The 22,771-nt window shown below is 44.1% G+C and carries 23 protein-coding genes; 8 read left to right on the top strand and 15 right to left on the bottom strand.

The annotated features are described in order from the left end of the window. The first annotated feature begins 157 nt into the window (after window positions 1-157). Window positions 158-2,356 (top strand): RelA/SpoT family protein, encoded by a 2,199-nt coding sequence (locus tag AC1HCU_RS03135; RefSeq protein WP_480368952.1) that lies wholly within the window; start codon window positions 158-160, stop codon window positions 2,354-2,356. On the opposite strand, the gene AC1HCU_RS03140 is transcribed toward AC1HCU_RS03135, so the two are convergent. Beyond that, on the bottom strand, window positions 2,357-2,806 hold the full coding sequence (locus AC1HCU_RS03140) for a 2-amino-4-hydroxy-6-hydroxymethyldihydropteridine diphosphokinase (protein WP_480368955.1): 450 nt from the start codon (window positions 2,804-2,806) through the stop codon (window positions 2,357-2,359). Between the two features lie 94 nt (window positions 2,807-2,900). Between AC1HCU_RS03140 and AC1HCU_RS03145 the strand changes: the two genes are divergently transcribed. Continuing rightward, a complete protein-coding gene (locus tag AC1HCU_RS03145) occupies window positions 2,901-4,283 on the top strand; it encodes an NfeD family protein (RefSeq protein ID WP_480368958.1) in 1,383 nt (460 codons plus the stop codon). A gap of 69 nt (window positions 4,284-4,352) precedes the next feature. Here AC1HCU_RS03145 and AC1HCU_RS03150 read toward each other — a convergent pair whose 3' ends face one another. Beyond that, window positions 4,353-4,640 (bottom strand): hypothetical protein, encoded by a 288-nt coding sequence (locus AC1HCU_RS03150; protein WP_480368961.1) that lies wholly within the window; start codon window positions 4,638-4,640, stop codon window positions 4,353-4,355. 259 nt (window positions 4,641-4,899) lie between these two features. On the opposite strand from AC1HCU_RS03150, the gene AC1HCU_RS03155 reads away from it, so the two are divergent. Further along, window positions 4,900-5,565, top strand: a complete 666-nt coding sequence (locus AC1HCU_RS03155) for a lysophospholipid acyltransferase family protein (protein WP_480368964.1) — start codon at window positions 4,900-4,902, stop codon at window positions 5,563-5,565. A 418-nt stretch (window positions 5,566-5,983) separates the two neighbouring features. On the opposite strand, the gene AC1HCU_RS03160 is transcribed toward AC1HCU_RS03155, so the two are convergent. Continuing rightward, window positions 5,984-6,970, bottom strand: a complete 987-nt coding sequence (locus tag AC1HCU_RS03160; RefSeq protein WP_480368966.1) for a peptidoglycan bridge formation glycyltransferase FemA/FemB family protein — start codon at window positions 6,968-6,970, stop codon at window positions 5,984-5,986. A gap of 90 nt (window positions 6,971-7,060) precedes the next feature. Between AC1HCU_RS03160 and galE the strand changes: the two genes are divergently transcribed. Then, entirely contained in the window at window positions 7,061-8,092 is a 1,032-nt protein-coding gene (gene galE / locus AC1HCU_RS03165; RefSeq protein WP_480368969.1) for a UDP-glucose 4-epimerase GalE, read from the top strand. 88 nt (window positions 8,093-8,180) lie between these two features. Here galE and AC1HCU_RS03170 read toward each other — a convergent pair whose 3' ends face one another. The 3 genes from AC1HCU_RS03170 to AC1HCU_RS03180 all read right to left on the bottom strand — a co-directional run bounded on the left by AC1HCU_RS03170 (window position 8,181) and on the right by AC1HCU_RS03180 (window position 9,802). After that, on the bottom strand, window positions 8,181-8,399 hold the full coding sequence (locus AC1HCU_RS03170; protein ID WP_480368973.1) for a winged helix-turn-helix domain-containing protein: 219 nt from the start codon (window positions 8,397-8,399) through the stop codon (window positions 8,181-8,183). A gap of 69 nt (window positions 8,400-8,468) precedes the next feature. Next, window positions 8,469-9,311 (bottom strand): phosphatidate cytidylyltransferase, encoded by an 843-nt coding sequence (locus AC1HCU_RS03175; RefSeq protein WP_480368976.1) that lies wholly within the window; start codon window positions 9,309-9,311, stop codon window positions 8,469-8,471. Between the two features lie 23 nt (window positions 9,312-9,334). Continuing rightward, a complete protein-coding gene (locus tag AC1HCU_RS03180; protein WP_480368978.1) occupies window positions 9,335-9,802 on the bottom strand; it encodes a DUF5606 family protein in 468 nt (155 codons plus the stop codon). Between the two features lie 197 nt (window positions 9,803-9,999). On the opposite strand from AC1HCU_RS03180, the gene AC1HCU_RS03185 reads away from it, so the two are divergent. Beyond that, the gene (locus AC1HCU_RS03185; RefSeq protein ID WP_480368981.1) at window positions 10,000-11,202 is read left to right on the top strand and encodes a lactonase family protein; all 1,203 of its coding nucleotides are present in this window, start codon (window positions 10,000-10,002) and stop codon (window positions 11,200-11,202) included. Window positions 11,203-11,237: 35 nt separating this feature from the next. Here the strand turns inward: AC1HCU_RS03185 and AC1HCU_RS03190 are convergent, their stop codons facing one another. The 6 genes from AC1HCU_RS03190 to pyrB are packed head-to-tail and all read right to left on the bottom strand — an operon-like array spanning window position 11,238 to window position 17,128. After that, window positions 11,238-12,401, bottom strand: a complete 1,164-nt coding sequence (locus AC1HCU_RS03190) for a glycosyltransferase (protein ID WP_321721983.1) — start codon at window positions 12,399-12,401, stop codon at window positions 11,238-11,240. Further along, window positions 12,398-13,417 carry a lysylphosphatidylglycerol synthase transmembrane domain-containing protein gene (locus AC1HCU_RS03195; RefSeq protein ID WP_480368985.1) on the bottom strand — a complete coding sequence of 340 codons (1,020 nt, stop codon included), beginning with the start codon at window positions 13,415-13,417 and terminating at the stop codon, window positions 12,398-12,400. The genes AC1HCU_RS03190 and AC1HCU_RS03195 overlap by 4 nt, the downstream gene beginning before the upstream one ends. Window positions 13,418-13,430: 13 nt before the next feature. After that, a complete protein-coding gene (locus AC1HCU_RS03200) occupies window positions 13,431-14,666 on the bottom strand; it encodes a glycosyltransferase family 4 protein (RefSeq protein WP_480368988.1) in 1,236 nt (411 codons plus the stop codon). 60 nt (window positions 14,667-14,726) lie between these two features. Next, on the bottom strand, window positions 14,727-15,662 hold the full coding sequence (gene metA / locus AC1HCU_RS03205; protein ID WP_480368991.1) for a homoserine O-acetyltransferase MetA: 936 nt from the start codon (window positions 15,660-15,662) through the stop codon (window positions 14,727-14,729). Window positions 15,663-15,721: 59 nt separating this feature from the next. Then, window positions 15,722-16,174 (bottom strand): aspartate carbamoyltransferase regulatory subunit, encoded by a 453-nt coding sequence (gene pyrI, locus AC1HCU_RS03210; RefSeq protein ID WP_480368993.1) that lies wholly within the window; start codon window positions 16,172-16,174, stop codon window positions 15,722-15,724. Window positions 16,175-16,210: 36 nt separating this feature from the next. Continuing rightward, complete coding sequence (gene pyrB / locus AC1HCU_RS03215) at window positions 16,211-17,128, bottom strand: aspartate carbamoyltransferase (protein WP_480368996.1); 918 nt, start codon at window positions 17,126-17,128, stop codon at window positions 16,211-16,213. 465 nt (window positions 17,129-17,593) lie between these two features. Here pyrB and AC1HCU_RS03220 point away from each other — a divergent pair, with 465 nt between their 5' ends. The 3 genes from AC1HCU_RS03220 to AC1HCU_RS03230 are packed head-to-tail and all read left to right on the top strand — an operon-like array spanning window position 17,594 to window position 19,947. Beyond that, window positions 17,594-18,112, top strand: coding sequence for a nucleoside-triphosphatase (locus tag AC1HCU_RS03220; RefSeq protein WP_480368999.1), 519 nt, complete (start codon window positions 17,594-17,596; stop codon window positions 18,110-18,112). Window positions 18,113-18,154: 42 nt separating this feature from the next. Continuing rightward, window positions 18,155-18,772 (top strand): molybdenum cofactor guanylyltransferase, encoded by a 618-nt coding sequence (mobA, locus tag AC1HCU_RS03225; protein ID WP_480369002.1) that lies wholly within the window; start codon window positions 18,155-18,157, stop codon window positions 18,770-18,772. Further along, window positions 18,748-19,947 (top strand): hypothetical protein, encoded by a 1,200-nt coding sequence (locus tag AC1HCU_RS03230; protein WP_480369005.1) that lies wholly within the window; start codon window positions 18,748-18,750, stop codon window positions 19,945-19,947. Before mobA ends, AC1HCU_RS03230 begins: the two co-directional genes overlap by 25 nt. 1 nt (window position 19,948) lies before the next feature. Here AC1HCU_RS03230 and narI read toward each other — a convergent pair whose 3' ends face one another. From narI to narH, 3 genes are read right to left on the bottom strand one after another with little or no spacing between them, the layout of a single operon-like run. After that, entirely contained in the window at window positions 19,949-20,626 is a 678-nt protein-coding gene (gene narI / locus AC1HCU_RS03235; RefSeq protein WP_321772942.1) for a respiratory nitrate reductase subunit gamma, read from the bottom strand. 35 nt (window positions 20,627-20,661) lie between these two features. Continuing rightward, a complete protein-coding gene (narJ, locus tag AC1HCU_RS03240; protein WP_480369007.1) occupies window positions 20,662-21,285 on the bottom strand; it encodes a nitrate reductase molybdenum cofactor assembly chaperone in 624 nt (207 codons plus the stop codon). Next, window positions 21,285-22,769: a nitrate reductase subunit beta gene (gene narH / locus AC1HCU_RS03245; protein WP_480369009.1), complete on the bottom strand. Its 1,485-nt coding sequence runs from the start codon at window positions 22,767-22,769 to the stop codon at window positions 21,285-21,287. The genes narJ and narH overlap by 1 nt, the downstream gene beginning before the upstream one ends. Window positions 22,770-22,771: the final 2 nt, after the last annotated feature.

The raw sequence follows: 22,771 nt of genomic DNA on the forward strand, positions 1-22,771 counted from the left end.
GTAGGGATAGAGATGTACTGTGAAAATTTCTGCGCAAATATAATAATTTGTTCCCGAACTCACAAAGCAACGACTGGAAGGTTATTTTGCCTGCCGAAAAGATGCACTTTCATAGAAAATCGTAAATTTGTGGTTCAATAATGGACAAAACCAAACAATGACAGAGATCACTTTCGTTGATCGTCCCGAGTTTCTGCGGCTTTATCGCAGGCTTTATTCATTTTTGAGGCAAGCCTGGGAAAGGGAGAGGGTGTTGCATCTGAAGGAGATGTTGCAGATGTCGCTGGCGAAGGCGGATAAAAACAGGGAGGAAGCATTTTACGAGCTCTTGCTTGAGATGCGGACGGCTCTTATTACAACGGACGAGATAGGGTTGAAACAACCCACAGTCTGTGCTGTGCTCCTTTTTCGCGCGGTAAGAAATGACGAATATACGCTCGCCGAAACAAAAAAACTCTTTGGTGACGAAGTGGAGTTGATTCTCAGGGGATTGAAGAAAGTGGGTGAGTTCACCGACAGACGATCTACCGTGGAATCGGAGAATTATATGCGTCTGTTGCTCTCTATGGCCGAGGATATCAGGGTGGTCTTTATCTTGATTGCCCGGCAGCTGCAACTGATGCGTGATGCAAAAGGTTCGGACCGTTCACAGCGGCTCGATCTTTCTGTGGAATCCACCTACCTCTATGCACCGCTTGCCCACCGCCTTGGACTCTACACCATCAAGTCGGAGCTCGAGGACCTCTGCCTGAAATATACCGACCGCGAAAACTACGATTTTATTGCACAAAAGCTGAATGAGACAAAACGGTCCCGCGAGCAGTATATTCAGGAATTTATTGAACCTGTAAAGCAACGGCTCGACAGAACCGGACTGAAATATGACATCAAGGGGCGTACAAAGTCCATTCATTCCATCCTCAACAAGCTGAAAAAGCAGAAGATTGAGTTTGAGAATATCTACGACCTCTTTGCCATCCGTGTGATCCTCGATGCGCCTGCCGAGCAGGAGAAGGCACAATGCTGGCAGGTTTATTCCATCATCACCGACATGTATCAGCCCAATCCTAAGCGGCTCAAGGACTGGCTTTCCATCCCCAAAAGCAATGGATACGAATCGCTGCACATCACGGTCATGGGGCCCAAGGCCCGGTGGGTGGAGGTGCAGATACGGACAAAACGGATGGATGAGATTGCAGAGCGGGGACTGGCAGCTCACTGGAAATACAAGGGAGTGAAAGAGGAATCTACACTCGATAACTGGTTGAATTCGCTACGTGAGTCACTCGAAGACAAAGAGGCCAATCTGAGTCAGAAGCTGACCGACTTCAAGTTGGACCTGTACGAGGAGGAGATCTTTGTTTTCACGCCGAAAGGTGACCTCTTTAAGCTCCCGAAAGGAGCTACCGTGCTCGATTTTGCTTTTGCCATTCATTCAAAACTGGGAGCTACCTGTATGTCGGGGCGTGTGAACGGTAAAAATGTTCCCATTAAACATCAGCTGAAAAGCGGCGATCAGGTGGAAATCAATACTTCTGCCCACCAGACACCTAAACAGGACTGGTTGAGCTTCGTGGTCACGGCGAAAGCGCGTACCAAAATAAGACAACTTCTCAAGGAGGAGGCCGGTAAGCAGGTAGATATTGCAAAGGAGACTCTGTTACGTAGGATGAAGAACCGTAAAATAGAGGTGGACGATGCACATTTGATGCAGCTTATTAAAAAACTAAAGTATAAGACGGTAACCGATTTTTACGTGGATATCGCTGCAGAAAAGATGGAGGTGAACTGGGTTATTGATCGTTACCTGGAACTGGAAAGCAAGGAGGAAGAAAGCAGGGACGCACATCTTACGGTAAGTGCCGAAAATTTCACCATGAAGCCTCCGGCGCAGGATTATAAAAGTACCGATGAACTGGTTATCGACCAGAACCTAACGGGAATCGATTACAAACTGGCAAAATGTTGCAATCCTATTTTCGGAGATGAAATCTTTGGTTTTGTTTCTTCCCAGGGTATCAAGATTCACCGCATAAACTGTCCGAATGCACATGATCTCTTTTCCAGATATGGTTACCGGGTATTAAAAGCACGCTGGTCAGGAACTACTGGATACTCCAGTTATACCGTCGTACTTCGGGTGATTGGCAACGACCAGATCAATATCGTGGCCAACCTTATCTCCATTATCTCCAAGGAAGAGGGCGTGCAGATGCGATCCATTTCCATCGACTCTAACGACGGGCTTTTTCAGGGAAATATCTCGGTGATGATCGCCAACACATCCATGATGGAACAACTGATTAAAAAGCTGAAGGTTGTGAAAGGGGTGAAGTCGGTAACGAGATTGAATTAATTATTCCCGATTGTCATCGGCGGCCTCGGTATCAATGGTCGAGGTTGTGTCGGGTGTAACATTCGTTGCAGATGATTCAGTTGCCGGGAGCATTGCCAGCAACTGTTGCACGTAATTTCGTTCAAAGTCGCCGGGACGCAGTATCTCGTTCCCGTATTGTATGAGGTCAATGTCGATGATTACTTTACCAAGGTATTTGTCTTTTGGTGAACGTCCTACCGCACGTTCTGTCTGTTTGATTTTATCAATCACCTCCTCCGGAGTCATCTGCGTCTCTGCTTTGGCCAGAATATTGCGGAAAAGATATGAATATTTCTCTTCTTCGGGCTCAGTGAGGATAGGTTGTGAAAAAACAATCTCAGGAAAAAGCCGGGTAAGCATTCGTTTCGCTTTGTCAATATTGGTTTTGGCGAATGTATTGGACCCTATGCTAAGTAAAATAGTGCTCATACTTATTAATTGAATTACAAATATACACATTTTTGATGAAAACGACCGGTGAAAAACAAAATCTATTATCTTTGTTCTATTATACCTGTTAAAAATGAAAAAATTACGATACTTTTTTCTTATTCTCACAGGTTGCCTCATATTCAACCTTCCGGCACAGGACAAGAAGGTGACAATCTACCGGATCAACATCAAAGAGAATATCGGCAGCAATACGTGGATATATTTGCAGAACGGCCTGCACGAAGCAATGCGAAAAGAGGCCAGCGCTGTGCTGCTGCATATGAACACCTATGGAGGCGGGGTACTGGAGGCCGACTCAATGCGTACGGCAATCCTTAACTTTCCACTTCCTGTATATGTTTTTATCGACAACAATGCTGCTTCTGCCGGAGCACTCATTTCGATTGCCTGCGACAGCATCTTTATGCGTAACAGTGCTTCCATTGGCGCCGCTACGGTGGTAGACGGCAGTAACGGAGCTAAGGCCCCCGATAAGTACCAGTCATATATGCGCGGCATCATGCGCGCTACGGCAGAAAGTCATGGCAAAGTGGTGACAGTTGAACAAGGTGATACCATTGTAAAATGGAAGCGCGATCCTGTGATTGCCGAGGCCATGGTGGATGAAAGAACTGTGGTACCCGGATATGTAGACTCCACGCAGATTCTGACCCTCACAGCCAGTCAGGCAGTTGAGCTGGGCTATTGTGATGGCATCGCCGAAAATGTACACGAGGTGATCGTCACCTTTCTGGGGTATTCCGATTACGACCTTGAGACCTATAATCCTACTCTCTACGACAAAATCAGAGGTTTTCTCACCAACGGGGTGGTGCAGGCTTTGTTGATCATGCTTATTGTCGGGGGTATCTACTTTGAGCTTCAATCGCCCGGTATAGGTTTTCCCACCGCCATAGCAATCACGGCAGCCATACTCTATTTTACGCCGTTGTATCTTACCGGTTATGCACAGAACTGGGAGGTATTACTCTTTGTGCTGGGACTCATTTTTATTGTTTTCGAGTTATTTGTTGTTCCCGGTTTTGGAGTCACCGGAATTCTGGGTATCCTTTTTGTATTTCTGGCGTTACTGCTTGCGCTGGTAGGAAATATCCGGTTTAACTTTGAAGGGCTGCCCGCCACAGAGATATTCCGGGCAGTCATGATTGTGCTTGGAGGAATGGGGATGAGCCTCGGCCTCATTCTTTACCTGTCAAGCAGGATAGGAAAACCGGGAATCCTCGACAAGGTTGCGTTGCATGCCGATCAGGAAGGTTATGTCTCGGTCTCCATGGAGCCGGCTGCAATGGTGGGAAAAACGGGCCTGGCGGCCACAGTTCTTCGTCCTTCAGGAAAGGTGGCAGTCGATGGTGTTTATTACGATGCCGTTTCCCTCAAAGGTTTTATTGATAAGGGTGATGAAGTGTTGGTGAAACGATATGAAAATTTTCAATTATATGTGGAGCGGAAGTGAAATAAAAGTAAGTAAATAAAAAAACCCGGGTGAGTTAACCCGGGATTTACATGTCAGAGAAATATTAACTCATTGGTTGTAAGCTCTGATTTCTTTTTCCGTGTAGGCAGCCTTCTTTGAAAAGAAGAAGATCACAAACGGTACAATCAATAAAATAATTGCCCAGAGGATGTTGCTGATGATGTTCCCTTTTTTCATGTTGTTTACATAAATATGTCCCAGCAATCCTTCAACAACCAGTACCAGCCCAATGATGAGGTTTGTGTTGGTGGTCATGTTCATAAAAAAAGGTATCACTAAAAAGGCAACGCCTATTAGCATTACAAGTACGCCGATGTATTTCGCAAATTCTTTCATGTGGTGATATGAATATTATTAGTTACTGATTTCGTAGCGCAAATAAACACAAAATTCAACAAATAAGGAAATAAATAGGTATAAAAAATGGATTAAAGTGGAAAAAACCTTCTTTGCTTTGCAAAACAATGCTGTTTATTGCGCAATGATATATAAAAATATTTATTTTTGCATTGTTTATGATAATAGTGTGAAGAAGTGAAAATATTTTTTTTTTTATCAGTGGGTCATTTTTGTACCACTCTTTATCCTGCTTACATTGGTTACAGCGTTGCTGGTGATGGTCCTGGCTCCTCTTTTTGGAGACCGGTTTTGGGGATATTATCCACCTAAGTGGTGGTCGCGGTTTACCTGCTGGCTTGCACTTTGCTTCGTGAAAACAAGAGGGCGCGAAAATCTGGATCCGCACAAGTCTTATATTTTTGTGGCTAACCACCAGGGTGCTTTTGATATTTTTGTTGTATATGGTTTTCTCAATCAGAATATAAAATGGATGCAGAAGCAGAGTTTGCGAAAAATACCCTTCGTGGGGTTTGCATCGGAAAAAGCAGGCCATGTTTTTGTGGATAACACAAATGCTGCCACGCGCACTGCCTCCATCCGAAAAGCGAAAGAACAGATTGTGAATGGTGTATCTATGGTTATTTTTCCTGAAGGAGCTCGCACACACGACGGCAGGATGGGACATTTTAAACGTGGTGCCTATCATATTGCGGTTGATATGAAGTTGCCCGTTGTGCCGCTGACCATTAATGGACCGTTTGATGTGTTAAAAAGGAACACCCTCCGGCTGAGGCCTTCTAAAATGGAGCTGATTATTCACGAACCTATTGATACAGAAGGGTTGAAGGAGTCTGACATTCCCGGACTGATTGATCGCACACGTACGATTATTCACGAAGCTCTGTGGGATAAATACAAATGATCGCACCCCACTCCCAGGGAAAGCAACCCGGAAAAAGGATTAATTCTAGAAGTTGAGAAGGGATTTAAAAATCAATTCAGGAAAACAGACCTGATATAAAAAAGGAATGGTTGTCTCACGACAACCAATCTTCATTGTTAACCTTAAATCTAATACCATGAAAAACACGATGCAAATATACAGCATGTTTTGTGTTTCTCCAAAGAATTATCCGGTAAATACTTCATTTTTAAATTAATTTAATATTTAATTCTCTTTGGAAAGCAAAAAGAAAAATCTCTTTGCTTTTGTTTGCAAATTTTGGAGATAATCCAGTTTTCATGTTTTTTTAAATATTCAACCAGACGAAGACTGCGAACAGAATAGAATATGGTGATGACAAAAATGGAAGATTATTTCAATCAGTGCGTGTCTATTTTCAATCATAGATTTTATTTGCAAAGAAATTGAGCAGACCCCAGTTGAATCTGTACCAGCGTCGTGTGGCTCTTTCTTTACCACCAAATTGAAGCAGAAAACGGGATCTGCCCGCACGTTTATGAAGAAATCCCACGTCCATAAAATCGAAAAAGTAGAATCCCTGTTCCTCGGCCATCTTCATGGCCGAGTAGAGTGTAAAGACAGTGGGATAAAGTAGTTTATGCCGTTTCGATTTTCCCCAATAATAGAGACAATATGCTGTGCTCTTATTTTCAAAACCCAAAATAGATCCCCCGATAATTTTACCCTGAAAGCGGGTAAGCAGTATTTTTCCTTTTCCATTTTTTACGTAGTGGCAGAAAAAATTTTCAAAATACCGGTATGGAGGAAAACGGCGGGATATTTTTTTATTGTTGGTATTCTGAATCAGTTTGTATATTTCGGGTAGTTTTTCCTCCGCGACAAATTCCTCCGTTGTCACTCCTCTTTTTATAGCCTTGTTTACCTGATTTTTTCTTGAGGGGGATAGCTGATCCCATATTTTTCGTTTTCGTTGCAGGGAATTCCTGATATTTATCCATTTCACGGAATAGAACTTGTTTTCACGAAACCCCTTATAGCCGAAAATGGCATTTGCCAGGTTGTCATACCGGATCAGAAATACCTTGTGTTTTACTTCCTTTACCAACTGGGTAATAAGGGCATGAAAAATATCTATCTGTGAAAGGTTTTCTTCAAAGAAAGAAGGTTGTTGCGTAATGAAACATCTTTTGAAAAGTTTTCCACTGAAAAAGTGATTTATACGCATAATGATGGCAAATATGGCTGCAACAGGCTTCTCTCCATCGAAGGCGACAACCATAAAAGGAGTATAGGTGGGTGAATTGCTATACCAGTCAAACGCAGAAGCATTATGAAAGAAATTTACTTCTTTCATGGGAGGAAGTTCTTCCTTGTGATAGAATGTTTTAACAACGTATTTCATTGCGTCTCTGAAAACGAAATTCCCATTATGACAAACATAGAGAAAATTTTCGTAATTTTGTGCAAAATGAGGAAAACAAAAGATAATTTTATGGTAAAGAAAATTTTGGTTACAGGGGGAACCGGCTATATAGGTTCTCATACGGTGGTAGAGCTACAACAGGCAGGGTACGAAGTGATTATTGTGGATAATCTTTCTAATTCAAATGCAGATGTTTTGGAAGGCATCACACGCATAACCGGTAAACGGCCCATTTTTGATAAACTTGATTGTACCGATTTTGAAGCAATGAAGGCATTGTTCCGGAAGCACCGTTTCGATGGGATCATTCATTTTGCTGCCAGCAAGGCTGTTGGTGAATCGGTACAAAAACCGCTGCTCTACTATCGTAACAACCTGGTTTCTCTGATCAATTTGTTGGAACTGATGCCTGTGCACAATGTGAAGGGCATAGTCTTCTCCTCATCCTGCACTGTCTATGGAGAGCCTGATGCGAACCCCATTGATGAGAATGCCCCCATCAAGCCTGCGGCCTCGCCCTATGGTAACACAAAACAGATCAACGAAGAGATCATTCAGGATTTTATTCACTCCGGTGCACCTATCAGAAGCATTATCCTTCGCTATTTTAATCCCATCGGAGCACATCCTTCTGCTGAAATTGGCGAGCTGCCCCTGGGTGTCCCGCAGAATCTGGTACCCTATATTACGCAGACAGGTATCGGCATAAGACAGCAATTGAGTGTCTTTGGTGATGATTATAATACCCCTGACGGATCTTGTATTCGCGATTTTATCAATGTGGTGGATCTTGCCAAAGCACATGTGACAGCCATTGAACGGATGCTTGAGAATAAATCGGAAGAGAAGGTGGAGGTCTTTAATTTGGGTACAGGTAATGGGGTCTCTGTATTGGAGCTGATTCGCGTCTTTGAAATGGTGTCAGGTAAGTCATTGAATTATAAAATTGTGGGACGTCGCGAAGGAGATATAGAACAAATATGGGCACAACCCGACAAAGCAAATAAAGTGTTGGGATGGAAAGCTGCTGAGACCATTGAAGACACCATGGCTTCAGCCTGGAAATGGCAGCAGCGTCTTCGGGAAAAAGGAGTGATGTAAATAGAGATATCCTATTTATAAAAAGTCCGGATTTACTTTTTCGGACTTTTTAGGTTAAAATAAGGCGCTGCGAGAAAAGGGGATATGATTAAAAATAATATTCAATAACAAGATAATAAGCTTCCCTGCCATTTGCGTTCTTTTCGATCTCTATCTTGTTTTCCCTTGCCAGCCAACCGATGGCTGCATAAACTTCCTTCTCGGATAATCCGGAAGCTTCCTGTAACTGAACAATATCCCATTTTTGATTGTCGTTTAAAAGATTCCAGACGATACCTGCGTTTGTCCCAATTATTTTTTTGTTCATTGCAACACGTGTTTGTTTTCTTTAAAACACTCAGAATCGATTTTTTGTTTTTAAAAAATGATGAAAAATCTAAAAGAATAAAAAAATAATCAGATACAGATAAACAGCAGGTACTGCTACCAGGAGACTGTCTATTCGGTCCAGTATTCCGCCATGTCCCGGTATCAGGTGACCGGCATCTTTCACGGCGGAGGTACGCTTGATGAGTGATTCGAACAAATCACCCAATGTACCGAACAGGGCTACAATGATGCCGTATCCCATCCAGAAAGCGGTGGAAAACCCGGGATAAAAGCTGGCAAAGATAAAAGAGGCCAACAGGGTAAAGAGTATTCCCGCAATAAATCCTTCCACCGATTTTTTAGGCGAAATGTGTTCGATTAGTTTGTGTTTACCGATAAGCGATCCGATAAAATAGGCGGCTGTGTCATTGACCCAGGTAAATACAAAAAGGGCAAGGATAGGTACCCAGTCCGATCCTTCACCGGTAATATTATTTTGGTAAGAATAGGAGATGAGCATCAGTAAACCCAGGGGCATCGTAATATAGATTTGCCCGAACACCGAATAGATGATTCCGTGAAAGATGTCATCCCGGCGAATAAAAATGGATGAAGCGATCAGAATCAGTAGATATATAAGTATGGCGGCAGGAAGGGCATAAAAGGTAATTCCTTTTATGTAAAGGAAAACCGACAAAAAGATTACGATTCCCATTGAAATGTTAAATATCTTGCTGATGGCATGGGAGGTGTCTTTTTCCACCATCCGATAGAATTCAAATAATCCGATCGCGAGTATTGCGCCGAAAATAATAAGAAAGGAAACATGTCCTCCGAGGACACCAATCAAGATCACCAGTATATAGATGATCCCGGCTCCAGCACGTGTAATTAAATTGTTAACATTCAACTTTCGTCGTTTTTATTATTACGTTATTTTTCTGGTCTTTCGGTATTTTCTCTCTCCTCATCAAGATCAGGGGTTTCCTCTTCCTTTATTTGCGGTTCCTTTTCTTCCTCTTCGAGGTTGATTTCGTTTTCCATGAGAACGTTGTACCATGAAATCATCTTTTTCACGTCAGATGCATATACACTCTCCCGGCTGTAATCCGGCAGCACCTCTTCGAGATAGGCCAATAGTTCGTTGCCCGGTGATTTACTGCCCAGGTTAACCTTTCTGCCATCCTCCTTTTCCTTTATTTTTTTCAATACATCGCGCAGCGGTCTGTCTCCATCGGTTGTATATATGGAGACATCGCTAAGGGCTACAACTTTTTCCTGAGGATATACAGGAATCCGTTTCCCGTCGGCAAGCGATTCCACAATATTCAGATTTTTATTTGTCGAGATGAGTTTATATAAGCCGGGGCGTCCTGTAATTGATAATATTTTGGATAACATAATTTATTAATATTAATGTATAGGTCTCTGTTTGTCGGTGCAAAAGTAAGCAGACTACACCATATTCGCAACTTTAATTGCAAATTCCGTTTAATTTTTTCTGCGGGAAAGCGTGAGTGAAGAACATTTTTGGCTATAATGAGGCTCGTTTCGGAAAAATTGACTTATTTTAGCCGGTCAAACGTAATTCATGTGGTATGTATAGAAAAATTGTTATGACGAGCCTGGCTTCTGCTTTGTTATTATCGTGCAACGGGCAGCACTCAGGCAATGATAATAAAACCGGAGCCGACACGGCAGTGGCATCACTTGTGAAGGGTGAAGCCGGAGATCTTTTTTTGCTCGTAGGTACCTACACTTCCGAAAAAGGCAGTAAGGGGATTTACCTGTACCGTTTCAATGCACTTACCGGGAGATCGGATTCTGTAAGTATGGCAGAAGTGGTCAATCCTTCCTATCTCACGTTAAGTCCCGATGAGAAGTTTGTTTATTCCGTGGGCGAAAACGACGAGGGGAACAGTGCTGCCCATTCCTTTTCGTTCGACAAGCAGCAGGGAACCCTTACACCTGTCAATTCAAGCCCCACACTTGGAGGTAGTCCCTGTTATATAACTACGGACAGCAAAGGGCAGAATGTGTACACCGCCAATTATAGTGGTGGCAGTATCAGCTCGTTCCGGGCAGATGAGAAAGGCCGCCTCAGTCCTGCAACCATGGTTATGCAGTTCAAGGGAAACGGCCCCGACAACAAGCGACAGAGTAGTCCCCATTTACACAGTGTGATGTATTCGCCCGACGGGCAGTTCCTGTTTGCGGCTGATCTGGGGACAGATAAGCTCTATCGATTACGTGTGAACGATACCCCCTTTGAGGGACAACCTCCACTGCAGCAGAGTAGCCTGAAGGAGTTCATTTTGCCTCCGGGTACCGGGCCTCGTCATTTTGATTTTCATCCTCATGGTGGCAAATATCTTTATGTGTTGGGTGAATTATCGGGAGAAGTGATCATATTTGATTATGATCATGATGCTGGCGGGTTAACTCAGAAACAGGTTATTGCTTCCGATACGACGGGAGCACGTGGCAGTGCCGATATTCATGTATCGCCCGACGGCCGTTTCCTTTATGCTTCCAACAGGTTACAGGCTGATGGCATTGCCATCTTTTCCGTTGATCCTGAAGAAGGCACACTCACAAGGCTGGGATATCAGCTTACAGTAAAACACCCCCGTAATTTTGCAATTACACCAAACGGCAGGTTTTTGCTGGTGGCTGGCAGGGACGATAACAGGATACAGGTTTTCTCCATAGATACTGAAACGGGAATGCTCACCGACACCAATCAGCCAATCTCCCTCAGCAAGCCTGTTTGCCTTAAGTTTGCAGGGATGGGGGAATAACTGGCCGATGAGCGGGCAGCAGCAACACAAGAAAGTCAAGACACTGAACCGATCAACTTGTCAAATACCTCTTTGTATCCGTTTACCATATTGTTCCACGAATAATTGGCATGGGTGAAACGTTTCCCTTTCTCTGAAAGAACGGCAAGTTTTGTTTTGTCGTTTAGGAGTTCCTTGATTTTTTTTGCCCATGCCTGTGCGTCACCTGAGGGGAGTAGTGAACCGTTTTCCCCGTCGATCACCGCATCGGTGATTCCTTCAATACCTGAGGCGAGCACGTAGGTACCTCTTATACTGGCTTCCAGAGCCACTAGGCCAAAACCTTCCTCGTCGCCGTCCACCTGTACGTTTGGCATTACAAAAAGATCGGCTAGCGAAAGTAATTGCAAAAGATCATCATAGGGAACGCTCCCCAGGTGGTAAGCATTCTTGGTTACTTTCAACAATTCATTAACCTCTCCGGTATCACTGGCAATCCCCAGTAAAAGTTGCAGATGATGGGCAGCTGGTAGCACCGGGATATTTTTTTCCAGAAATGAAGCTTTGTCCTTCATGGGGCCGGTCATCAGAAGAAGGGTATCTTCGTTCAGCAATGGCATTACATGTTTCAGAAACCAGGAAAAACCTTTCCTTTTCACGGGTCGTCCCGTAGCGATGATGATGTGTTTGCCGCAGACATTGATACCGTACCTGCTTCTTAGCGTTTCCTCAATGCTGTCATCGGAAGGTATATCACCCATCTCAATGTCTACGCCATTTCTCACTGTGAAGGTACGCATCCCGTCGAATCCGCGTCTGAGGCATTGCGACCGGGTAAATTCACTCACACAGATGGCACCAGCGTATTTACCGAGGCGGGGTACAATATAATGTTGATAGATGTCAAGCGGGAAGGTGATATCCAGGCCGTGATAAGTTACTACCACAGGAATAGGAGTCCTTTTTTGTAGCCATAGACAGGCAGCACCCATGGAACCGTCGTTCAGATGGATCAGGCGGATGCCGGGATGTCTCCTGAGCATGGCTTCTATTTTGGCTCGCAGCAGCGCGAACCAGATTGTTTTGTTCCCGCTGTTCTGATATGCGATCACATGGGTTCTATAATGGCTGCTGAGACCGGCAATCAGTTCGAAACTCTGTTTTTCCATACCTCCTATGGAGGGTGGATACTTATGTGTCACACAAAGAATTTCGGTCATTTGTACAATTTTATTTGTGAAAATTTGGTGATGATCAGAGTAAAGATACCGGCCACCAGCAACCAAAAGAGCTGACGGCCTCTTCTCATAAGAGTTACCACCAGCCATATCTCATTATTCACAATGCCAATGGCATCGAGCATTACCTTGTTGCCGTACTCTTCCACTCCAATTTGTCCTGGTACTATGGCACCTACTGTCTTAAATATGATGACACCCATTTCTACTGTGACCGCTTTGATAATTGAAACATCGAGTCCCATCATGCTCAAGACAATATAGAATTCCATCGCACCAAATATCCAGTGTGTTACGCACAACATAAAGGCGAAAAGAAACTTTCCCTTGTTTTCCCGAAAAAAATTGGCAGAGGTGTCGTTCATATCATAGACAGAGGTGACAAGGTCATCGGTAATGAACGACCAGCCGGTCCTCTTTTTTAATTTTTCCGCACTTTTTCCCAAAAAGAGCCTGGGATGTACCAGTAAACGCAAAACCAGATAAACGAGCAGGATCGCCATGACAACAACAATCAGGATAAAAAGGATGTTTTGACCGTTGACAATTTGTCCCACGGTAAGGTACAGCAAGGCCATGATTGCCAGAAAAAGGCCTCCAAAAATGACCAGTACCCTGTGCAGGAGTATCGAGCTGACACCATGTTTGGTAGATATTCCCTTTTTATTGAGAATAAAAGCCTTCAGACTCTCTCCGGCTACAATGCTTGTAGGATTAAAAAGAGAAAGCATCTCACCCACATGCCGGAATATGAATAGCTGGATGAAGGATATTTTTTTTGCTTCGTTGCCCATGCATAGGTTCCATGCGAGGGTAGATGTAAGATAGGCAAGCAGGGAAGCGGTCAACACGCCGGCAAACATGCCTGGGGTTTCATTCAGATATGTTTTAAGAGAATTGAAATCAATAGACGATATAAACCGGATTATCAGAAGGAAGACGGTGATGAGTAATACCGCCAGTAGATATTTCTTGTATTTGTTTATGAAATCGATCATTTTTACTTATCGGTTACGATAGAGACAGATCCTTGCCCGACGGCTGTCTCCTGGGTGATTGTCGTGCCAGTTGTTCAATGTCGGAAAAATACACCTTTGCAAGATGGTCCCAGCTCAACAGTGAAATGTATTTACTGCCTTCTGCTTTCATACGGTCTCTTAGTCCGGTATCATTCAGCAGAACCCGTATCTTTTCAATGTAGTCGCGGGCATCGTTGGGCTCACACATAAAACCGGTCACATTGTCCTCGACCAGGGCCTGGGAACCTCCACCTCGTGCAATGACGGGTATGCATCCGCAGGCCGTTGCTTCCATCACCACATTGCCATATGATTCGGAAATGGAAGGGAAGACAAAGATATCGGCCGATGCATACAGCTTACCGAGCTTGTTCTGGTCGAGATGTCCCAGGAAAAAAGCGTTTTTCATTCGTTCCCGTGCTTCTGGTTCTGCTACGCCACTGCCGGCAACAATAAAATTTACATCAAGCTGCTGTGCCTCTGCTTCGTCATAAATCCCGATCAGTGTTTCAATATTTTTCTCCCATACGATGCGGGAGGCGTATAATAAACAGGGTTTGTCGTTTCCTGTGATACTTCTGATGTAAGCGTCATCCCTCCGACCAGGATTAAACATACCGGTGTCCAACCCCCTATGCCATTGCTTGAGCCTATTTGCAGTAATGCCGTGCTCTGTCAGCTCCTTTATCATGAAGTCAGTGGGCACATACACCAGATCGCAACGGTTATAAAATTTTTTGTAAAGACGGGTAATAAACGATTCAGTCACTTTGATCATAAACGGTACCATCTTGAAATAATATCGCATATAAGAGATGAAATGAGTATGGTAGACCGACAATATGGGTATTTGCTGTTCTATGGCGTAACGTAGTCCAAAAAAACCTAGAAATGAAGGAGTGGAGATGTGTATCACATCCGGGCTGAAGTCGTTCAGTATCCGTCTCAGCTTTCTGGATGCAAGACCGGGCAGTGCAGCCCGGTATGATATATTAAAAGGTACGATAAGAGAGGGGACTCTGATGGTGCGGTATGGAAAGTTGTGCCGGGGAGCCACGCCACAAAAAAAGAGGTACTCAAACCGATCATCCGGTATCCTCCGGATGAGTTGATACATTGTCTTGATTGCTCCGTCATAATCCTTTATCAGGATATCCGTGAAAAAGGCCACTTTTATTTTTTTTACCGATGCGGGCACCTCGTCTTCGGATAATCTTTCCAGATGCATTGATGTCAAAACTTTTGACTTTTTGTACTTCATTCTATTCTCAAACCGTGGGAATGGCTTTCACAGACTCCCCAATTGTGCAATTTCGTGTATGTTGAAAGGTGTTGACTGATAAACGAAATAATTTAACCAGTTTATATATAGCATGTTGGCGTGTGATCGCCACTGTACCAGCGGAGGCTGTGCAGGATCGTTGTTCCTGTAATAGTTTAGAGGAATCTCCACCGAATCCATTCCTTTTTCCTTATCTCTTATATACTCATTGTGCAGTGTCATGGGTGAGTATTCCGAGTGTCCGGTGACATAAAACTCCCTTCCTCCGCGCGAGGAGACAATGTAAACGCCGGCGTCTTCAGATTCGGAGAGAATGGTGAGCGCCGGGCAACGTTTGATTTCTTCGGCAAGGATGGTTGTATGACGGCTGTGCGGTGCGTAAAAAAGATCGTCGAAGCCACGGAAAAGAGGAAAAGAAGGATCGTTGATTGTGTGATTAAATACGCCAAACAACTTTTTCTCCAGAGGATATTTTTGGATGTCATAGAAATGGTATAGGGCAGCCTGCGCCCCCCAGCAGATATAAAAGGTAGAGGTTACATGCTTGCGCGCCCAGTCGTAAATCTGTGTAAGCTCGTCCCAGTAGTTCACCTCCTCAAAAGGAAGCATCTCCACCGGTGCGCCGGTGATGATCATGCCATCGTAATAGGAATCCTTTATCTGAGAGAAACCGGTATAGAATGACAACAAATGCTCAATGGGCGTATTTCTGGGAGTGTGGGTAGTCAGTCCCAGAAACTCAATCTCTATTTGCAAGGGTGAATTGGAGAGCAGCCTGATCAGGTCGGTCTCTGTAGTTACCTTGAGTGGCATGAGGTTGAGTATGAGTATTTTGAGCGGGCGTATATCTTGTGTAGAAGCACGCAGATCGTCCATTACGAAAATATGTTCTTTTTTTAAAATCTCTATCGCAGGCAATCTGTCGGGTATATTTACGGGCATAATTCGATGTTTGTTTTTTGGCTTCAGCCTTCAGCTATCAGCGTTTGTAAAGGTATAACCTAAATCAGTTCAATCTCTTCCTTTCGGATTTTCAGCTCACAGTAGTGACATTGAAGCTCCACCATTTCCTTGTCGACCACATGGAATCGGGTTTTCATTGGCTCGTTATTGGTGATGCATTTCGGATTGTTGCACTTCACTATTTCGATGATTTCATCGGGAAGCACCACTTTCTTCTTTTCCACCACCTCGAAGTTCCGGATAATGTTCAAATTCACGTTCGGGGCTACCAGTGCAATACGATTTATTTCAGCTTCCCTGAAAAACTTGTCGGAGACCTTGATGATTCCCTTCTTTCCCATCTTGCTGCTCTTCAGATTATTTCCGATAGTAATGCGATTATCCAGTTTCTGAAGCTGAAGCAGAGATACCACTTTGAAAACCGCTTCGGTGGGTATGTGATCAATGGCTGTGCCGTTTTCAAGTGCGGCAACCTGCAATTCTTTTCTCATCCTGGTTCAAATTATGATGAAATATTTTCCTTGTCATTAGTCTACAGTTATTCCCATTAAATCGCAGATGACCGCCTGACGTGTATACATTCCGTTTTTGGCCTGTTGAAAATAGTAGGCTTTTGGATTATCGTCCACATCCTGACTGATCTCTTTTACCCTTGGCAGCGGATGAAGTACCTTCAGATTTTTTTTCGAGTCTTCCAGCATATCATTGTGCAACACGTAAATGTTTTTTACCTTCTCATACTCCATGAGGTCGGTAAAACGTTCTTTCTGCACACGGGTCATGTAAAGAATATCGGCGCTGTTGATCGATTCCGGAGAGAAATCGGTAAACTCATTATAAGCAATTTTCTTCTGGTCACAGAATGCCTTGTATTTATCGGGTATATGCAATTCTTCCGGCGCTACGAAGTTAAAGGTGGGTGAGAAGTGCGACATCCCCTGTATGAGTGAATGTACGGCTCGTCCATATTTGAGGTCACCCACAATGGTCACCGTGAGGTTCTCGAGCCTGCCTTGTGTTTCGTATATCGTGAAGAGGTCAAGCATTGTCTGCGTGGGATGCTGATTGGATCCATCGCCAGCGTTGACTACCGGTACGGGAGATATCTCGGAGGCATATCGTGCCGATCCTTCGAGATGGTGACGCATGATGATAAGATCGGCATAATTGCTGACCATCATGATGGTATCCTTCAGCGACTCCCCCTTGGTGGAGCTACTGGTAGCCGCATCCGAGAAGCCTATGATACGCCCTCTGAGCCTGTTGACCGCCGTCTCGAAACTCAGTCGGGTACGGGTGGATGGCTCAAAGAAAAGCGTGGCGCATACTTTTCCCTGTAGCAGGTCACGGTTGGGTTGCTGCTTGAATCTGGCTGCACTTTCAAGGATACGGAATATATCCTCCCGGCTGTAATCATCAATATTTACAAAACATTTGGGAAGCATACTGTTTGGTGTTGAAAAGGCGCTCTCTCCCTTCCGACTGCGGGGTAAAATCTCTGCACAGAGACAAAGCGACTCACATTATTTTACTTTACAAAAGTAATTAAAAATACAGACTACGCTATCAAAGAATAGGCATCTTTATTCTAATTTCAGTCAAAGGTAATCATTTTTTTTCGCGTAATTCAGAAAAAAGTCATCTGGTTGCTTAGTCTTTCAATCGTTTCGCATCATCGCTCATTTTACTCAATGAAGCATGTAATCGGTCGTTTTTAATTCAGATATGCACAGTCATTGAAAAGGTTGGATTCGTGCAAGAAAGACAATTTGGTATTACCCTATTATCCGTAAAAATATTTACTTTTGTTTGTTGTCGTCTTTTTTGAAGGATACTCAACTTTAGATTTGCCTTTGTACTTCTTGAAAAAATGTATTTCGTGCCTGTTACAAATATTAAATAATTGACCATTGAAACCAGTATTTATTATTTCCGGTGACAAAGGAAGCGGGAAATCCACCTTTCTGGCAACGGTGTTGTCTTTGCTACAGATGAATGGCTTTGTCGTGCATGGTTTTGTGGCATTGCATCACCTTGAATCTGACACTTACCGGATAAAAAATGTGACAACCCACGAAGAGTTTCCGGTGATGCAACGGGTCACCGGTTTTGAAAAACGACCGGATCATTTCAGTTTTTTTCCGGAGGGAGTTGAAAAAGGGCTCATTTGGATGGAAGAGATGCTTGAGCAATCTCCCGATATCGCCGTAATTGATGAAATTGGTGGTTATGAGTTGCAGGGAAGGCTTTGGAGTGATGGGTTTACAAGATTGATAGAGTCTGATACACCCTTAATCTTCACAGTCAAAACGAAACATCTTCACCAGGTCATTGAAAAGTGGCATATCGACACTGCCTTTATTTTCGAACCGGCTGATTTTGGGAACCCCATAAAGATATTTGAAAAAATAAAAGAATTGGTTCGATAAATCTGATCGATAATCGGACAGTTTTTTAAAAAATTTATATTGATGGACAGATACAACGTGGACATAACCGGTGTCGTTCTGGCTGGCGGACAAAGCAGGCGAATGGGATTCAACAAGGCCGAGGCCGGGATCAGCGGAGCGTCCATGCTCATCCGGATGATTGAGAAACTGCAGGAGGTCACTCCTGCCATTGTGGTGGGTAGTGGCTCCGTCATATATCCCGGCATATCATTTCCACAGATACCCGATGAATATCCTCAGTGTGGTCCTTTGGGTGGCATCTATTCTGTGTTGAATGCTTCCACATCTATGTTAAATTTAGTCGTATCATGTGATATTCCGCTGGTATCTGTATCTTTATTGAAATATATTGTTTCACAGGCAGAAGAGAGTGGGGCTTTGCTTACACTGCCGGTCGATTGCAGCGGTCAGGAACAGATGTTGTGTGCCGTCTACCACAGGGATATCCTTCCGGTATTAAAACGGCAGATTGATTCCAATCAGTATAAGATGAAATGCTTACTTGATATGGTGCCTGTGAAATATGTACAGATATCCAAAGAACATCCACTTTACCAGGAACATGCTTTTATCAATGTGAATAGCATGGACCTGTTACAACAAGCCCGTACGTTATGGAGCAACAAAAAAGGATCGTGAACGACAAATGGATCAAGGCATCGGTCCTCGCAGGTTTGTGGGCTGGTGTCGAGATCATAGCAGGCAGTTTTTTGCACAATCTCAAAATACCTTTTTCAGGTACTTTCCTTACACTTATTTCCATTGTGCTGGTCATCGGTTTTTTTCAGATATGGCCAAGGTATGGCATTATCTGGCGGGCAGGATTGATTACTGCGCTCATGAAATCCATTTCCCCCAGTTCTGTTATCCTGGGGCCCATGATTGCCATTGCCATGGAGGGGTTTGTGATGGAGTTCGCCATTCGTATGGTTGGCAGGAATATCATGGGATATATCAGTGCGGGGATGCTGACCATGGTGGGAATCCTGATCCATAAAATTGTAAGACTTTATTTATTGTATGGTTGGGATATATTTGTCATTTACGAAGAGATGTACAATTTTGCAACCCGGAGTCTTGAATTTCTCCACACACAACCCATGCGCGCCGTGTTTATTCTGTTTGTTATTTATGCTTTGCTGGGCGCAGTGGTTGCACTGTTTGGTTACAAGCTGGGACAAAGATCAAAGGCAGAGCAGTATCGTGATCTTTCGTTTTCCGCCTCCTCTCAGAATGAAATCTGGAATCGGCCAACTGAAGCGATTGTCTATTCCACCCGATATTTAATCATGCTGATCATACTGATTCCCCTGCTTCTTTATGGCTTGAATAATCTGACGTGGGTACCGGCACTCATCCTGACTATTCCCTGGTTTATTTTTGTTTTCTGGCGTTATCATCTGGCTTTACGACAGTTGAAAAAATGGCTTTTCTGGATGCAGTTGCTGGTGATACTTGTATTAGCCTGGTTTTTTACGAAGACAGCGGAACCCGGGCTTGAGGGTCGCCTTATGGCGCTCTCAAATGGGTTTATCATGGTGCTTCGTGCGCTGGTGGTGGTCACGGGTTTTGCTGCCCTGAGCACTGAATTGCGTGCTCCCCTCATGCAGCGGCTCTTTTTTCGTTCGGGATTCAGGCAGCTCTATCTTTCGGTAAATCATGCTTTCGGCATATTGCCCATGGTGATCAGTAGTTTTACGACCACACGCCGCTTTATCGCAAATCCGGCACGCTCCATAGCAACCAGCTTGCGTTATGTTGACAGCTGGCACCATCATCTCCTGCGGCAGCTCGACGAGGGAGAGACTGATTAAACTAACTCCTTTTTCTTACTAACTGATAGCCTGATCGAAGGAAGTAAACATATGGAAAAGCCAGCATATGCATCAGTTTTGTATAGGGGAAAATCATAAAAATAAAAAGGCCGAGCACGATATGAAGTTTATATTGTAGGGGGTGATTTGCCAGTATTAATCCGGCATCTGGTTGAAAAGTGACCACCGCCAGCGCCCATTTGCCCAGGGCTGCATATGTTTCTATGGGTGCAGTGGCTGTTTTCAGCGCAGCTGAGAGTCCGATTACAATTTCTGCCAGCAGCAGTATGATAATAAAATAGTCTTGAAAACTACTATTTTGTTTCATGCGCGGTGAGCCAAAACGTCTGAATACCAACATGGCCATTCCCACAAAAGCCATTGTCCCAAAAAAGGATCCCATTGACAATGCAATCATCCTTTTGGTTTCTGTGGTCATCACCATGTGGTAGAGCCACTCCGGAAGGAAAAGCGTGAGATGGCCGAAAAAGACAAATATAATCCCCACATGAAACAGATTGCTTGCCAGCTTCACCTTGTTGTCGGCAAGAAATTGGGTTGACTCTGCCTGCACTGTTTTGTTAAACTTTACCAGCCGTGTGATAAATCCAAAGAAGAATATTGTCAGTGCAATATAAGGGAAATAGGTAAACAGAAAATTGTTGATATAATCATTCATGTCTGTTGATTTTATGTTTAAACAGGTCAAATGGTTTACCGGTCGGTTTGGCAGGCTTCTCCTCCAAAGGTCACAGGCTCTTCTTCATACTCCGCATCCAAATCCAACGGTTTCTCGTTCTTAATCATCTCCCTGGTAATTGTCTTGTCAGGTTTTTTGGCTGATAATGAAATAATAGCCTGGAAGATGACGTTGTAGATATTTTCACTTTCGATCAGTGCCTCATTGATCCGATCCATCACATGCACGGTCTCACCCAAAAGTTCTGCTGCTTTTGCCGGGGGCAGGGTAGAAAGGAATTCCAAGAAAGCGGGAATATAATCTGGAAGTTCCTTGGTGGTGAGGTACATTCCATTTTCCTTGTAAAATTCCATCAGGTTGACCATGGCTTGTCCACGATCCTTCGACTCACCTTTGATATGTTCAAAGAGATGCAGCGAAACACTTCTGGAGTAATCAAACAGCTGCACGTACTCTTCCTGCCAATGGGTGAGATCGAGTGGACCATGTCTTTTGCAAAACTGAACCAATCCGCTTATTGTATCTTCCTGCAGCAATGATTCTTCCCTCATTTCTCTTTCCACGTGAGGCAAAAATTTTTGCAGCTCATCAGTGGGGTAAGAGAGTAGCAGAGAGAGCACTTTATAGGTTTTCATCATCAGATTCCTCCAAACAGGTTTTTTATTTTTTGATTGTCGTCGCAGCCTCCATCTGAGAAGCCACAGCTGGATTGTTTCAGATAGACATTTTTAGCCTCTTCCCTGTGGCTTGTGGGTATCACGAACCGATCCTTATAGTTTGCAATAGCCAAAAGATGATACATCTTTTCTACCTCTTCCGGTGTGAGATCGGTTCCTTCCAATACTGTGAGGTTCTCTTCTTTGTCAACCGTCTTGCTTCTCATATACGCCCGCATGGCAAGCATTCGCTTCAGCGCATCTTTTACAGGCTTTTCATCACCCGCTGTAAATAAATTTGCCAAATATTTATGAGAGATACGCATATCATCCACGTCGGGTAAGATACCGTTCATCCCGATATCTCCGCTATTGGCTGCCGATTGTATGGGCGAGAGGGGAGGTACGTACCACACCATGGGCAGTGTCCGGTATTCAGGGTGCAACGGAAAGGCAATCTTCCAGTCGATCGCCATCCTGTAAATGGGGGAGGCCGCTGCAGCCTGCAGCACATTTTCCGGAATACCCTGTTTGCGGGCTTCAGAAATAACATCCGGATCGCGAGGATCTAAAAACAGGTTGAGATGTTCATCGTAAAGATCTGTTTCATCGGGTGTCATTGCTGCTGATTTAATCTTGTCGGCATCGTAAAGCATCATGCCAATATATCGAATCCTTCCCACACACGATTCACTGCAAATGGTTGATTCACCGGCTTCGATGCGCGGATAGCAGAAAGTGCATTTCTCAGATCTTTTGGTTTCCCAGTTGAAGTAGACCTTTTTATAGGGGCAACCGCTGATACATTGACGCCAGCCCCTGCAGCGCTCCTGATCGATGAGCACAATGCCATCCTCTTCACGTTTGTAGATAGCTCCCGAAGGACATACTGCCACACAGGTAGGATTGAGGCAATGTTCACAAATACGGGGCAGATACATGATGAATGAGTTTTTAAACTCACCGTATATATCTTTTGGGACACCTTTAAAGTTTGCATCCATGCCTCTTTTTGCGAATTCTCCCCCCAGATCATCCTCCCAGTTGGGTGTCTTTTCAATCTTCTCCATCACTTTTCCGGTCAGGATTGAGTGAGGCCGTGCCGTGGGAGGTGTTTTGAACTTAGAACCTTTGTGTAATACAGAATAGTTAAAGGTGAAAGGCTCATAATAATCATCTATGGTGGGCATGGTGGGATTGGCAAAGATGTTTTTTATGATCCCCGGTTTGCTGCCCATTCTGGGTGTCACACTGTCTTTGTCGAGTTTCCAGCCACCTTTCCATCGCTCCTGATTCTCCCACTCGTCGGGATAACCTATCCCCGGTTTGGTTTCCACATTGTTGAACCATACATATTCAACCCCTTTGCGTGAGGTCCATACGTTTTTACAGGTGACCGAGCATGTGTGGCAGCCGATGCACTTGTCCAGGTTCATGACCATTGCTATTTGTGCGCGTATGAGCATAA

It is taken from the genome of Proteiniphilum sp. LBM24028, from assembly GCF_056629195.1.

What these genes read in the sequence shown, in the direction of transcription:
- AC1HCU_RS03135 (WP_480368952.1), top strand. Translation starts at nt 158, where the DNA reads ATGACAGAGATCACTTTCGTTGATCGTCCCGAGTTTCTGCGGCTTTAT.
- AC1HCU_RS03140 (WP_480368955.1), bottom strand. Translation starts at nt 2,806, where the DNA reads ATGAGCACTATTTTACTTAGCATAGGGTCCAATACATTCGCCAAAACC.
- AC1HCU_RS03145 (WP_480368958.1), top strand. Translation starts at nt 2,901, where the DNA reads ATGAAAAAATTACGATACTTTTTTCTTATTCTCACAGGTTGCCTCATA.
- AC1HCU_RS03150 (WP_480368961.1), bottom strand. Translation starts at nt 4,640, where the DNA reads ATGAAAGAATTTGCGAAATACATCGGCGTACTTGTAATGCTAATAGGC.
- AC1HCU_RS03160 (WP_480368966.1), bottom strand. Translation starts at nt 6,970, where the DNA reads ATGAAATACGTTGTTAAAACATTCTATCACAAGGAAGAACTTCCTCCC.
- galE (WP_480368969.1), top strand. Translation starts at nt 7,061, where the DNA reads ATGGTAAAGAAAATTTTGGTTACAGGGGGAACCGGCTATATAGGTTCT.
- AC1HCU_RS03170 (WP_480368973.1), bottom strand. Translation starts at nt 8,399, where the DNA reads ATGAACAAAAAAATAATTGGGACAAACGCAGGTATCGTCTGGAATCTT.
- AC1HCU_RS03180 (WP_480368978.1), bottom strand. Translation starts at nt 9,802, where the DNA reads ATGTTATCCAAAATATTATCAATTACAGGACGCCCCGGCTTATATAAA.
- AC1HCU_RS03185 (WP_480368981.1), top strand. Translation starts at nt 10,000, where the DNA reads ATGTATAGAAAAATTGTTATGACGAGCCTGGCTTCTGCTTTGTTATTA.
- AC1HCU_RS03190 (WP_321721983.1), bottom strand. Translation starts at nt 12,401, where the DNA reads ATGACCGAAATTCTTTGTGTGACACATAAGTATCCACCCTCCATAGGA.
- AC1HCU_RS03195 (WP_480368985.1), bottom strand. Translation starts at nt 13,417, where the DNA reads ATGATCGATTTCATAAACAAATACAAGAAATATCTACTGGCGGTATTA.
- AC1HCU_RS03200 (WP_480368988.1), bottom strand. Translation starts at nt 14,666, where the DNA reads ATGCATCTGGAAAGATTATCCGAAGACGAGGTGCCCGCATCGGTAAAA.
- metA (WP_480368991.1), bottom strand. Translation starts at nt 15,662, where the DNA reads ATGCCCGTAAATATACCCGACAGATTGCCTGCGATAGAGATTTTAAAA.
- pyrI (WP_480368993.1), bottom strand. Translation starts at nt 16,174, where the DNA reads ATGAGAAAAGAATTGCAGGTTGCCGCACTTGAAAACGGCACAGCCATT.
- pyrB (WP_480368996.1), bottom strand. Translation starts at nt 17,128, where the DNA reads ATGCTTCCCAAATGTTTTGTAAATATTGATGATTACAGCCGGGAGGAT.
- mobA (WP_480369002.1), top strand. Translation starts at nt 18,155, where the DNA reads ATGGACAGATACAACGTGGACATAACCGGTGTCGTTCTGGCTGGCGGA.
- AC1HCU_RS03230 (WP_480369005.1), top strand. Translation starts at nt 18,748, where the DNA reads ATGGAGCAACAAAAAAGGATCGTGAACGACAAATGGATCAAGGCATCG.
- narI (WP_321772942.1), bottom strand. Translation starts at nt 20,626, where the DNA reads ATGAATGATTATATCAACAATTTTCTGTTTACCTATTTCCCTTATATT.
- narJ (WP_480369007.1), bottom strand. Translation starts at nt 21,285, where the DNA reads ATGATGAAAACCTATAAAGTGCTCTCTCTGCTACTCTCTTACCCCACT.
- narH (WP_480369009.1), bottom strand. Translation starts at nt 22,769, where the DNA reads ATGCTCATACGCGCACAAATAGCAATGGTCATGAACCTGGACAAGTGC.